Raw genomic sequence first — 12,865 nt, 5'->3', positions numbered from 1 at the left:
GAGCGATTCGGCACGCGTGACTTTTTTACTATGCGGTGGTTTTAGTGATTAAGGTGGCATGTGGAAACATCGGTATGGTGTGCCTCACACCTTAATTAGGCGTTACGACTGGCCGCTTATGGCACATAACAGCCCAAAACAGACAGTGTTAAGCTTTACTCCTTCACCCATTAATCAAACCTGAAAATACAATTTAAATGAATAATGCGAGACAGGGAGCGGAGCGGTCGAGCAAGCCATGTACAACAGGGACGTTGCTTCATGGCGTTTATGTTCACTCTTAAATTGTATTTGAAGAATTAGTTTGATTTTGGGGCGCCGAGGGATTCCAAAGGGAGGCCGGCGCATGCCGCCCTTTGGCTGTCGTCGCCAGCGCGACAAATATGCTGTCAAACTACACTTCTGTTGAGATGAAGATGTTAAACACGTTGGCAACAATCTAACCCCAACCCTTTATTTTAAATCAACTATATAACCAATCTTTATTGGTATTTCACACGTATCTGTTTACCATAAGCTTATACAATATCTTTTGGAAAAGATGATGAAAATTGATGATATTCGCCGTGAGTATTTAAAGGATGGTTTGTCTGAAGAGAAGCTGTTAGACAATCCAATTGAGCAGTTTGAAGCTTGGTTGCAATTAGCGGTAGACGCCAAGTTGGATGACCCAACAGCTATGGTTGTAGCAACGGTAGATCGCAATGGTCAGCCGTCGCAGCGCATTGTGTTATTAAAAGATGTAAATCCAAATGGTTTTGTCTTTTTTACCAATACCGAGTCGCGCAAGGCGCAGGAAATTGCGGGCAATAATAAGGTGAGCTTGCATTTCCCGTGGCACAGCTTGGAGCGCCAGGTAATTGTTTATGGAACGGCAAAGCCATTATCAAATTTGGCGGTGACTAAGTACTTTTTATCGCGCCCAAAAGAGAGTCAGCTAGCTGCATGGGCATCGGCGCAAAGTCGCCCTGTTTCATCGCGTAAAGTGCTAATGGAAAAATTCCAGCAAATTAAAAATAAGTTTAGTGAAGGCGAAGTGCCATTGCCGTCATTTTGGGGTGGCTACTGCATTGAGCCGCATCAAATTGAGTTTTGGCAAGGCGGTGCAAACCGTTTGCACGACCGCTTTATGTATAAACTTGAAGATGGCGTGTGGACTAAACAGCGCTTAAATCCATAATATGGCGTTTTTTGATACACACTGTCATATCGACTTTGATGAGTTTGAAAATGACCGTGACAAGGTGTTAGCAGATTCGGCACACTTTAATGTGTCGCACATGCTGGTACCGGGCGTAACGCTTGCACAAAGCGCCAAGTTACTTTGCCTTGAAAATACCCAAGATATTACTTTTTACAAAGCCCTTGGGTTGCACCCGTATTTTTTATATGAGCATCAAGAGGGTGATTTCGAACGCCTTGCAACGCTTGCCAAAAGTCATCGCGAATTTTTGGTAGCAATAGGCGAGTGCGGTATCGATCGCAGTATCGAAAAGCTCGATTACCAACAGCAACTTTTTATACAGCATATTGAGCTTGCGAATCAGTTGTCACTGCCGCTGGTGGTGCATCATCGTAAAAGTCATGACTTAATTGCAGAGGCGTTTAAAATACTAAAACCAAAATGTGGCGGTATTATTCACGCGTTTAGTGGCTCAGCGCAGGTTGCTAATTACTATGTTGAGCAAGGCTTTAAGTTAGGCGTTGGTGGCACAATTACCTACGCGCGTGCACAAAAAACACGTGATGTGATTGCTAGTATGCCGATTGAAAACTTAGTGCTAGAAACCGACGCACCTTCAATGCCGCTTTATGGTTTTCAAGGGGAGCGCAATACACCGTCGCAGATAACGCGGGTATTTGATGAATTGTGTGAATTAAAAGGTATCGAGACGCAAAGCGCCCGAATAATGCTTGCCGAACAGCTTTACTCTTCGTCTTGCTCAGTATTGCGAATATAGCGTTTAACCTGCCAGCGCTTGATTTTACGCGCTAATACCCAAGTTAATACCACACTTAAAATCAACATAAGGGCAATTTGCTTGCTTACTTCATGCAGGTAATCATGACCGTCGCGGATGGCGGCCGGAAAAGTATAGGTAAGTCTAACAAAGCCAACACGTTCACCCTCAACAAACACATCATCAATAATCGGTGTCGCTAGTTTAGATAAACCGGGTAAGGCATTTGGGGTTTTTAATAAATCTTGATAAGACGCGGCAAAATCGCTTTGCGACAGTAAATTACCAAACTTATCAAACACAGCGGCAGTTTGAATAAATTCATCTTGTGCAAAGTTGTTAACTAAGCGCGTTAACGCTTGGGTATCTTGATCTTTGATGGCAAATCGTGCACTTAATGCCAACTGCTGAGCTAGCCCTTGCGCTGTGGTTTGGCTTTGATTGTTAAGTATTTGGTGGCCTTTAAAGCTAGTATTAAAACCAATATGGGTAAGCGCAATAAAGCATATCGCAGCAATCATTAAGCGCGATATTCTTTGGTATGTTGAGGCGAAAGCCGGATTGCGGTCTTGGTTTTTTTTCATTTTGCTCAATGCCTTTTGGACAGTGTGCTTTTTTCTTGGTTAAATTGCAACAACACATAAGTCGAGTAGTGAGCGTGTCACATATGTTTGAAAGTATGGTGGAGTTTGAGCAGTTTTTCTCAAACTTAGAGAATAATAAATGGCATTCAGTTGCAGAGCCCAATGAGCCAAGTGAAACATGTTTTGTTTTGCTTTCTACATTGCAACCACAGCTTGAACCAAGCAGCGCGTTATTAACCTCGCTTTCAGCGTTGCCTGTGGCAGCGGTTGCAAAAGTTGCACCTCACCCAGACTTACCCAGTGCGTTGGGCTTAAAAGTTAGCGCAAATGTAGCAGCTGTAAAAAAACAGCTGAGTGACTTTTTGGCGCCAAATCAAGCGTTAGAAGTTAATGTATTTGCAAATGCACCAACAATTAACCAACCTGGTTTGTTAGTTATGGACATGGACTCAACCGCTATTCAAATTGAATGCATCGATGAAATTGCCCGTTTAGCCAATGTGTATGACGAAGTGGCCAGTGTTACGCGCCAAGCAATGCAAGGGGCATTACCCTTCTCTGAAAGCCTGCGAAAACGCGTTGCAAAATTAGAAGGTGTGTCGCTCGAGTTAATGGCAGAGCTTAAAGATAACCTACCGTTAATGCCGGGCGTAAAAGCACTGTGTCAGCATTTAAAAGCGAACGGATGGACGCTTGCCATTGCATCAGGCGGTTTTATTCCATTTGCTGAGCGTGTGCAAACATTACTTGAGCTTGATGCAGTTCACGCTAATACCCTAGAAGATAATGGCAAAGCGCTTACCGGTAAGGTGTTGGGCACAATTGTTGATGCCGACGAAAAAGCACGTTTTTTAACGCAATATGCCAAAGAGCTTAATATTGATAAGTCGCAAACGATGGCAATGGGCGATGGTGCAAATGACTTAGTGATGATGGCGGCAAGTGGCCTTGGGGTTGCGGTTCATGGTAAGCCTCTTGTTGCTGAGACGGCAGATGTGGCCGTTAATTTTGGCAGCTTGTTACAGGTGCTTTATTTCATTAGTTTGCCTGAATAAATAAGCGAAACACGGCCTGATTTAGTGTTACTAATTCAGGCTAAAGATAACGATTACTCAAATAAATTGCTTAATTGGTATTGCGCTGTTTTAGACCAAAGCACTTTGCGTTTATTAAGGTTGCTTTGCACGTCTGGCGCAATGGCATAACGGGTTAAAACTTCCTGTGTGATATCAAGTGCATCACCTACACCAATAACCGACCACAATTCTTCTTCTAAATCTTTTGCTTTGTGCTGCGCATATTGGCTGATATAACCTAACTCTTTGGCGATATAATCGGTATCTGGTCGGCCAGTACGCGAAATATATAAACGAAAGGCAAAGAACAGATCTTCTCTAACACTTGCTGCAACAAAGGTTTTACGGTTATTAACTTGTTTGCAGTCAAGTAATTCAGTCACCAGTGCTTTATCGGGATCGCGTTCTTTTGGCTGTAAGCGAACAAATAAATCAAATTGCAGCGGCGCATCATGACGCGCCATATCTTTAAGAGGTGCGCCAATTAAATTATCAAACGCGTTATGCTTAATTAAATGCTTAAATTCAAAGTTCTTAGTTAAGCTGGCCATATGACTTAGCAATAAGTGGCAGCTGCTTGGATAAAGGCCTTTTGCAATGGCGCCAACTTTGATTTGAGATCCTCGTTTGTGCAAATAAAACGGAAATTGGCAGACATTTTTCGTCACCATATTACGCAGAGCGGTCGAAAGCCCCGGTGTTTTGGGTGACTCTTCTGAAGCAACAAGCTTTGATTTATTGTTTTCAATTAACTGATTAAAAAAGCGTGAGCCTTGATGCTCCATATCGGTAGTTGGTTTATAGGTGCGTAAATTTACAACTGTTTTGGTTTTACTAACCGCCATTACTTCATAGGCTAATTTACTCAGCTGGTATTTCTTGGTTAGTTTTTGTAACTCAGGTAACGCGACCAGCAGTAAATCGCCTTTTTCATAATCGGTGGGGGCGGCAAGTTCAAGCTGTAAGCCATTCACCGAGAAGTCCAATGTGTGACCTGTTAGCTCACCTTTTTCTTCTTGTTCTAATTGAATGGGGGTTTTGTATAAATAACGTGTTTCGTTGCGCAAGTTAATATAATCAAGTGCTACAAACTCAACATCTGGGTAGCTGCGCAGTTTTTGATGACCATATTGTTTTAAGTGATTAACATGGCTTTTATCAAATGTAATTTTCTTTAACGTATCGCTTGACGATGCACTAGTGATGTCAGTTAACAACAATAAATACTTGGTATCTTTTAAAATGCCTTGCACGCGCGGAGAAGGTGGTTTATTGAGTTTAGCAATTTCGCTGCTAGCACTGTCTGGCAAGGATAAAGGAATATAACTGTCTTCACTTGAGCACGGCATAAGCTGTACATTGAACACTCTAAAGCTCGGCTTTTGGCTGGCAAAGCCCCAAAATAAATTACGTAAATTCGGAGTGTTATTTAGCTCGCTCTCGCTTGCTGAATAATAGAAAATCTTACCGTTATTAGTATGTGTGAAGCAGTATAAATTTATTTGCTTAACATCACCTGGGGTGTTTTGTAATTGGTTAATACGGGCTGAATTTAATATTTGTGGCAGTACTGAGTTGCGATTTTCATCGTTAAAATAGCGTGCAACATTTAAATTATTTTCGTTAGACAGCACTATATTCGGAATAACGCGCGCGTCTTTTACGCTTAAAAATACAAACAGTGAGGCAACACGTGGCAAGTAATATTGCTCATAACCTTTTACAACAACGGCATCAAGGGTGTTATCTAAATTCACTTTATAACGGCGCTTGTTGCCGTGAATAAAGCTTTTTAAAAATTCATCTATGGTTTTGTTGTCATCGCTGAAGGTGCGTTTCATACGCACATGATTCAGCTCTGCATTGACCGACTCAACGGCAACCACTTCGTATTCCAAACCGTTTTTAAGCCCTAGCTCAAAGTCTTGCTCTAAACCCATTAGGCGCATGCGAATGGTTTCGCCTTTACGTACTTGGTAGCGCGAATAGAGTTTAACTTTACAACCGCTGACGGAAATATCCGACGTAGATGCTTCAATTTCGCTGCCAGAGGGTAAAAACAGTTTTACTTTAATTGAGTAATTCATGCGCTCTTCCGAGCGCGACTCGTATGAGGCAAAAGATACCCAATTGACGCTGGGCTTTTCTTCTTTTTGCTCGCTACTGCCAACTGGTTGAGGGGCAAGCTCGCCACGCTCTTGCGCTTTGCGCTGCATTACTTTGTGATTGTTTTCGGTATTCATTACCGCTTCATAAACGGCAAGGGTGTAACGTTTATAGCGGCGAATTCCTGCCTCAAATACATTGATGGCAATTTCATCCATAAAGTGCTGCTTACCGTTATAGCTGTAGGCGCGCACATCACCGGTTACTTGTCCGCGTAAATCAATAAAGCGATTGATTGGCTGAAGTAGACGGTTCATTTCCATTTTTATAAGGAACCGTTCCGAACTGCTTAATGTTTTGGTTTTTTTAGTAAAAATCGCATCAAAATTAGGGCGTCCCAAGTCGCGCTTGAGCTCTTCAATAAGCGATTGATACTTTATCAATACATCTTCAGCCATAAAAACGGATTGTTCCTTAATTTTTATTATTCTACTTGCTTGAATAGGTTAAGATATCAAACAATTTTGATTTTAGCTTGTCGCATTTAGCGGTGAAGCGTGATTTATTAACTGAAGCAATTACTATACCAGTATCCTAGCAAGAAACATTGATTTAACGAGTGTTAGGTGCATATTGCGTACAAATTTAAAAGAGTCGGTTTTTATGGCTAAAAATAAAACTGCATTTGTTTGCAGTGAGTGTGGCGCAGAATTCGCCCGTTGGCAAGGTCAATGTGGTGAATGTAAAGCGTGGAATACGGTGACTGAATTTCGTGTGCCATCAATTAAGCAAACACCAAGAAGTGGTGGCGCAACAGCCGGTTATGCGGGCGCGATTGAAGCTAAGGTGCAAACCTTAGATGAGGTTAATCTTGAACAATTGCCACGTTTTACAACAGGCTTTGCTGAATTTGACCGCGTACTGGGTGGCGGTGTGGTGCCGGGTAGTGCAATTTTAATTGGTGGTTCTCCAGGTGCAGGTAAAAGTACCTTACTGCTACAAACCATGTGTTTGCTCGCACAAAATATGAATACCTTGTACGTTACTGGTGAGGAATCGCTGCAGCAGGTGGCAATGCGAGCGAAACGCCTTGGTTTACCCACCGATAAACTGAAAACCCTCGCTGAAACCAATGTAGAAACGATTTGCCAATTAGCGCTTAGAGAAAAGCCGCAAATTATGGTTATTGACTCAATTCAGGTAATGCATATGGCCGATATTCAGTCGGCGCCGGGCAGTGTATCGCAAGTTCGAGAAGGTGCTGCTTATTTGACGCGTTTTGCCAAGCAAAACCAAGTGGCGATTATTATGGTTGGCCATGTTACTAAGGATGGTTCTTTGGCTGGTCCGAAAGTGCTAGAGCATTGTATTGACTGTTCTATTTTACTTGAAGGTAGCAGCGATAGCCGCTTTAGAACGCTGCGTGGCAACAAAAACCGTTTTGGAGCGGTAAATGAGTTAGGCGTATTTGCCATGACAGGGCAAGGCTTAAAAGAAGTCAGTAACCCATCGGCTATTTTCTTAAATCGTTCAGACGAGCAAACACCAGGTTCGCTAGTTATGGTGATTTGGGAAGGCACACGACCACTGCTGGTTGAGGTGCAAGCATTGGTAGATTATTCGCAGCTTGGTAACCCAAGGCGCGTTACTGTGGGCCTTGAACAGAACCGCTTGGCAATGTTACTAGCGGTATTGCACCGTCATGGTGGCCTGCAAGTATCTGATCAAGATGTATTTGTAAATGTGGTGGGTGGTGTAAAGGTTACTGAAACCAGCGCCGACTTAGCCCTCATTACAGCGCTTGTTTCAAGTTTTAAAAATGCCTCACTGGCACGCGAATTAGTGGTATTTGGTGAAGTAGGCCTAGGCGGTGAAATTCGTCCTGTGCCAAGTGGTGTTGAACGATTAAAAGAAGCGGCAAAGCATGGCTTTAAACGCGCTATTGTGCCGATAGCTAATAAACCAAAAGAGCAAATTGAAGGTATGGAAGTGATAGGGGTGAGTTCGCTGTCACAAGCGTTGGAAGCGCTGTTTTAATACCAATTCACTTAAATAGCTGATCATCCTAGCGGGCTAAATATCATGCTAACTGCGTTAGAATTTATCAATGTAGAACAACTACATAAGAAAAATTCCGCCTTGTTAGCATTTCATTTATCCAGCGCTATCCCTGATCACATACTTAACAGAATTGGTATAATCTCTTTTTATCTTATGACTTATTTATAAAAAAAGCAGCGTAACGCTGCTTTTTTTATGCTGTTTTGACGTGGTTATTAGTGAAGAATACGCGCGCGAATCGTACCGTCGATGGCGCGTAGCTCTTTTAATGCCACTTCTGAATGATCTGTTTCTACATCAATGACCACGTAACCAATGGTTTCGTTTGTTTGCAGGTATTGCGCTGCGATATTAATACCGTGTTGGGTAAACGCTTGGTTAATTTGTGTTAGTACGCCCGGTTGGTTGTGGTGAATGTGCAATAGGCGGCTGCGATTAGCCAGCTCTGGCAACGATACTTCAGGGAAGTTAACAGCCGATACCGTTGAACCGTTGTCTGAGTACTTGGCGAGTTTACCTGCTACTTCAACACCAATGTTTTCTTGCGCTTCTTGTGTTGAACCACCAATGTGTGGCGTTAGAATCACGTTATCAAATTCGCGCAGTGGCGAAACAAACTCTTCGTCGTTACCTTTTGGCTCTACTGGGAATACATCAATAGCTGCACCGGCGATTTTCTTTTCTTGCAAGCTGCTGGCAAGTGCATCAATGTCCACTACCGTACCGCGTGACGCGTTGATTAAAATGGCGCCCTGCTTCATAACTTCTAGTTCTGCAGCACCAATTAGGTTTTTGGTTTGCGCTGTTTCAGGTACGTGTAGGCTAATTACATCGGATGTTTGTAATAACTGCGTTAAATTTTGTACTTGCGTCGCATTACCAAGTACCAGCTTATCTTCGATATCGAAGAACTGTACTTTCATGCCGATGTTTTCAGCCATAATACTTAGCTGCGTACCAATGTGGCCGTAACCGATAATACCTAAGGTTTTACCACGTGCTTCAAATGAACCTGCAGCTGATTTTTGCCATTCACCGCGATGTGCTTTGGCGTTCTTCTCAGGAATACCGCGTAATAGCAGTAGAATTTCACCGAGTACGAGTTCAGCTACTGAACGTGTATTTGAGAACGGAGCATTGAATACTGGAATGCCAAATTTCTGCGCTGCATCTAGTGATACTTGATTGGTACCAATGCAAAAACAGCCGATAGCAACCAGTTTATCTGCTTGTTCAAGTACAGCTTCAGTTAAGTGAGTACGTGAGCGAATACCAACGAAATGTGCGTCGCGTAAACGCTCAATCAGTTCAGGCTCAGGCAAGGACGTTTTAACATAATCAATATTGGTGTAACCATTACGCTTTAGTGTTTCAACGGCACTTTGGTGCACGCCTTCAAGCAGTAAAATTTTAATTTTGTCTTTTGCTAACGATACCTTGCTCATAACCTTTCCTAAATATTACTTCAGCGTTTTAGGTCCTTGTGGTGTACCTACAATCACTGTGTTTGCGCCGCGCTCGGCAAATAAACCATTGGTTACTACACCAACAATTTGATTTATTTTTTGTTCAGTTTGTTTGGCGTTGTCGATATGCATATTGTGCACGTCTAAAATGACATTACCGTTATCTGTGATAACGCCTTCGCGATAAACTGGGTCACCACCAAGGTGTACTAATTCTCGTGCTACATAGCTGCGTGCCATTGGAATCACTTCAACCGGTAATGGGAAGTTGCCAAGTACATCAACAAGCTTTGTTTCATCAACAATACAAACAAACTGTTTAGCAACTGCTGCCACGATTTTTTCACGTGTTAACGCAGCACCGCCACCTTTGATCATTTCGTTAAGTGAGTTGATTTCATCTGCGCCATCAACATACACACTTAAACTATCAACATCGTTCAATTCGAAAATCTCAATACCGAGTGCTTTTAGCTTTTCAGTTGAGGCTTCTGAACTTGAAACGGCACCGCGAATGTCATCTTTAATGCTCGCAAGTGCATCAATAAAGTGGTTAACCGTTGAACCTGTGCCAACACCAACGATGCTGTCTTTTTCAACGTATTCCAGTGCTGCCCATGCAGCTGCTTTTTTCATTTCATCTTGAGTCATAGGTAAAGGCCTAATGTTTGAACGGATTTTAGAGTTGTAAGTATTATACCTAGTTGCACCTTACATGCTTACCATAAATAACACTTTTTTGGCGTTACTATGGTTTTAAGTGGTACATCCCAACTTTCAATCGGTAATTGGTCAATGTGTTGGCAATCATGGGCAAGGCCGATAATTTCGGGCTTGGTGCGTTGTTCGCGATAATATTTAGCGAGCGTACGATCATAATAGCCGCCACCCATACCAAGGCGGTTACCTTGTTGGTCAAAAGCGACAAGTGGTGTGCAAAGCACATCTAAGTCTTCAACCAAACAAACCTGACTACAATTTAACTTGGGTTCCAAGATACCATAGCGATTTGGCGTCATGGGTGAATTTTTCTCATACCTTTGAAAGAGTAAGTAACCGTGGCAAAAGGGGTGTAGTACAGGCAGGTAAACTTCGATGCTTTTACGCCATAATTCCTCAATTATCAATGAGGTATCAATTTCGCTATCGTTTGATAAGTAGATCCCAACTCGGCGTATACTGGCGTTTTTAAAGTGTTGAAAAATGTTCACGTTAATTTTTTTCGCGGCTTCAAGTTGTTCAATTTCTGAAAGTTGAGCGCGACGTTCTCGCATTAACTTGCGAATATTTTGACGTTCCATAGCAATATTTAAATATTAAAAGGGCAGTAGATTAGGAAATGCGACAATTACACCAAGTAAAGACAGCAAAATGGCAATTAAAGCAAAGAACAACCAATTGATATTTTTTGGTTTGTTATTTGATTCAGCGGTTTCATCAAACTCAAGCTCTTCGCCCCAACTGTTATTTTCGAGCTCTAAGTCGATTTCGCCATTTTGTTCTTGTTGCAGGCGAGCTAAGTCATCGACTTTTTCTTCAAGGCGAATAATTGATGTGGTTATATAGTCAAGCGCAGCCAAAATACGCTGGTCGACATCGTGCTCAGGTTCTTGTGTTTGCGCTTTGTTTGCATTGACTATTTTGACTTTAATGCCGAGCGCAGAGAAGGTTTTTTGCTGTTTTATTGCTTTGTCTTGCGAGATAGGACTAAAAATGAGCTTGCCCGCAAGAAACTGTGTAGCTTTTGCATCAGACAGTTTTAATTTTGTTGTTAAGATTGTTTTCGCCTGTTCAGTGGTGACATTGTTACTTAATTGGGCGAATTGAATGCGATAGCTCATATACTTAGCAAAATTAATTGTTTTGCTAAGTATATAGTTGTTAAAAGCTTTTTTGCAAAGTTAAAAAGCAGCAAGAACTGCTGCTTTTAAATGTGATTAGTACTTAGCTGGACCTGAAGGCAAGGAGTTTAAAATAAACTCGCGTACATCTTGGTTTGATGTTTCTAAATCGGCGCGGCGAAGATACATCATGTGCCCGCTTTCGTAACCTTTAAAGCTTAAGCGTTCGCGCATTTTGCCACTCGGATCAAGTTGCCACATAGTGTACTTGGCATCAAAGTAGTTTGTTGCACCATCAAAATAACCAGATTGCACCATTACATTCAAATAGGGGTTTTGCGCCATTGCTAAGCGCAGATTCTCGCCGGTTTTATTATTGCTACGGTCCCACGGGTGAACCGAACCAAACATGTTGTATTTTAAATCGGTTTTGTAGCCGAGCTCTTGTTGCAGGTAGTAATTAATTGCTGGTGTAAATGAGTGCAACCATGAGGTTAGTTCAGCCCAATAATCAGGGCGACTGCCTGCATCACGCTTATCGATACCTTTATAGCGTGAATCTAAACGACCCACAGTAAAGCCATCTTCACGCAGCAATTCTTTCCAAAACGCGGCATTAGGAATATCAAGATTATTGCGTAGTACAAAGGTTTCGCTCAGTGCCGTGTATTTAGCGATGGTTGCGGCAATTTGTTGTTTTTCATCAATATTAATAAAGCCACCTTTGCTAATTGCAGGGATCGCTTTATTGATTGTAAAGTCTTCAACTTCGGCTAAAAACGTTGTTAGTGGCATGTTTTGGTAGTTAGCATCTAACTTGTTGTGATACCAAGCCGTTGCGGCAAAGTAAGGAATGCGATTAGCGGCTTCAACTGGGCCTTCGCGTTTAATACCAATTTCAGTAGGTGATACTAAGATTACGCCATTTAGGTACATCCATTGGCGATTTTGCAATTCAAGTGCAAGACCAGAAACACGTGTTGTACCGTAACTTTCACCAATTAGAAATTTTGGTGATAACCAGCGGTTATTACGTGTTACAAAGGTATTAATCCAATCAGCTAGGTATTTAATATCGGCATTAACACCAAAAAATAACTCTTTTTGTTTATCTTTACTTGGCAGTTCACCTTTGTCATTTTCAAGAACACGAGAATAGCCTGTGTTTACTGGATTAACGTAGACAATATCAGCGACATCAAGCACAGAGTAAGGGTTACTTTTAACGCCATAAGGCTGAACTGGGTAGCCTTCGTCATCAATATTTAAGATTTTAGGGCCTGTGTAAGCAAGGTGCATCCAAACCGAAGCCGAACCAGGTCCACCGTTAAACGAAATAAGTAATGGGCGTTTGCTAAAGTCTTTCACACCTGACTTTTTATAATACGTGTAATGCAAACTGGCAATCGCGTTACCTTGCTCATCCCATACCGGTTGCGTGCCAATTGTTGCACTGTACTTAACCTTGTTACCTAAGATTTTTACTTGGTGATTAGAGGTTTGTTTACTGTCGATTGTTATTTTTCTATCAGTGGCTTGTGATTGGTTTGATATCGCAAGCGCTGAAAAAACGACTAACTGAATAAGCTTTTTCATGTTGGCCCTGTCGTTAAACATGTGGATTAGGTTAGCAAGCAGACTACTTAATTTTTGCTTGTGCGGTCAAAGAGAGTGAGACCAATATAGGCATTTTTTCGTTGAATTACTAAATCTACCCTATACTGATTAATGACGTATATAAAACAATGATGCACTTTGACTTTTTACATA

At 42.0% G+C, this 12,865-nt stretch carries 11 protein-coding genes; 4 read left to right on the top strand and 7 right to left on the bottom strand.

The window, feature by feature from the left end:
- Positions 1-544: 544 nt before the first annotated feature.
- Together pdxH and PSPO_RS11025 are read left to right on the top strand one after the other, a co-directional pair.
- Entirely contained in the window at positions 545-1,180 is a 636-nt protein-coding gene (gene pdxH / locus PSPO_RS11030) for a pyridoxamine 5'-phosphate oxidase (RefSeq protein WP_010561832.1), read from the top strand.
- Between the two features lies 1 nt (position 1,181).
- Complete coding sequence (locus PSPO_RS11025; protein WP_010561831.1) at positions 1,182-1,961, top strand: TatD family hydrolase; 780 nt, start codon at positions 1,182-1,184, stop codon at positions 1,959-1,961.
- Here PSPO_RS11025 and PSPO_RS11020 read toward each other — a convergent pair.
- Positions 1,928-2,545 carry an AhpA/YtjB family protein gene (locus PSPO_RS11020; RefSeq protein ID WP_010561830.1) on the bottom strand — a complete coding sequence of 206 codons (618 nt, stop codon included), beginning with the start codon at positions 2,543-2,545 and terminating at the stop codon, positions 1,928-1,930. The genes PSPO_RS11025 and PSPO_RS11020 overlap by 34 nt on opposite strands.
- Positions 2,546-2,628: 83 nt before the next feature.
- On the opposite strand from PSPO_RS11020, the gene serB reads away from it, so the two are divergent.
- Positions 2,629-3,600 carry a phosphoserine phosphatase SerB gene (gene serB, locus PSPO_RS11015; RefSeq protein ID WP_010561829.1) on the top strand — a complete coding sequence of 324 codons (972 nt, stop codon included), beginning with the start codon at positions 2,629-2,631 and terminating at the stop codon, positions 3,598-3,600.
- Positions 3,601-3,653: 53 nt separating this feature from the next.
- Here serB and PSPO_RS11010 read toward each other — a convergent pair whose 3' ends face one another.
- Positions 3,654-6,185 (bottom strand): PilZ domain-containing protein, encoded by a 2,532-nt coding sequence (locus PSPO_RS11010; RefSeq protein ID WP_010561828.1) that lies wholly within the window; start codon positions 6,183-6,185, stop codon positions 3,654-3,656.
- Positions 6,186-6,390: 205 nt separating this feature from the next.
- On the opposite strand from PSPO_RS11010, the gene radA reads away from it, so the two are divergent.
- A complete protein-coding gene (gene radA / locus PSPO_RS11005; RefSeq protein WP_010561827.1) occupies positions 6,391-7,764 on the top strand; it encodes a DNA repair protein RadA in 1,374 nt (457 codons plus the stop codon).
- A 239-nt stretch (positions 7,765-8,003) separates the two neighbouring features.
- On the opposite strand, the gene serA is transcribed toward radA, so the two are convergent.
- From serA to PSPO_RS10980, 5 genes are all read right to left on the bottom strand, one after another.
- Positions 8,004-9,233, bottom strand: coding sequence for a phosphoglycerate dehydrogenase (gene serA / locus PSPO_RS11000; protein ID WP_010561826.1), 1,230 nt, complete (start codon positions 9,231-9,233; stop codon positions 8,004-8,006).
- A gap of 15 nt (positions 9,234-9,248) precedes the next feature.
- Positions 9,249-9,905: a ribose-5-phosphate isomerase RpiA gene (gene rpiA / locus PSPO_RS10995; RefSeq protein ID WP_010561825.1), complete on the bottom strand. Its 657-nt coding sequence runs from the start codon at positions 9,903-9,905 to the stop codon at positions 9,249-9,251.
- 68 nt (positions 9,906-9,973) lie between these two features.
- Positions 9,974-10,561, bottom strand: a complete 588-nt coding sequence (locus PSPO_RS10990; protein ID WP_395388358.1) for a 5-formyltetrahydrofolate cyclo-ligase — start codon at positions 10,559-10,561, stop codon at positions 9,974-9,976.
- A 9-nt stretch (positions 10,562-10,570) separates the two neighbouring features.
- On the bottom strand, positions 10,571-11,095 hold the full coding sequence (locus PSPO_RS10985; protein WP_010561823.1) for a hypothetical protein: 525 nt from the start codon (positions 11,093-11,095) through the stop codon (positions 10,571-10,573).
- 96 nt (positions 11,096-11,191) lie between these two features.
- Positions 11,192-12,691 (bottom strand): S10 family peptidase, encoded by a 1,500-nt coding sequence (locus PSPO_RS10980; RefSeq protein WP_010561822.1) that lies wholly within the window; start codon positions 12,689-12,691, stop codon positions 11,192-11,194.
- Positions 12,692-12,865 lie beyond the last annotated feature (174 nt).

Origin of the sequence: Pseudoalteromonas spongiae UST010723-006, from assembly GCF_000238255.3 — a bacterium.
Classification (GTDB): domain Bacteria; phylum Pseudomonadota; class Gammaproteobacteria; order Enterobacterales; family Alteromonadaceae; genus Pseudoalteromonas; species Pseudoalteromonas spongiae.
This window is presented reverse-complemented; position numbering and strand designations above follow the sequence as displayed.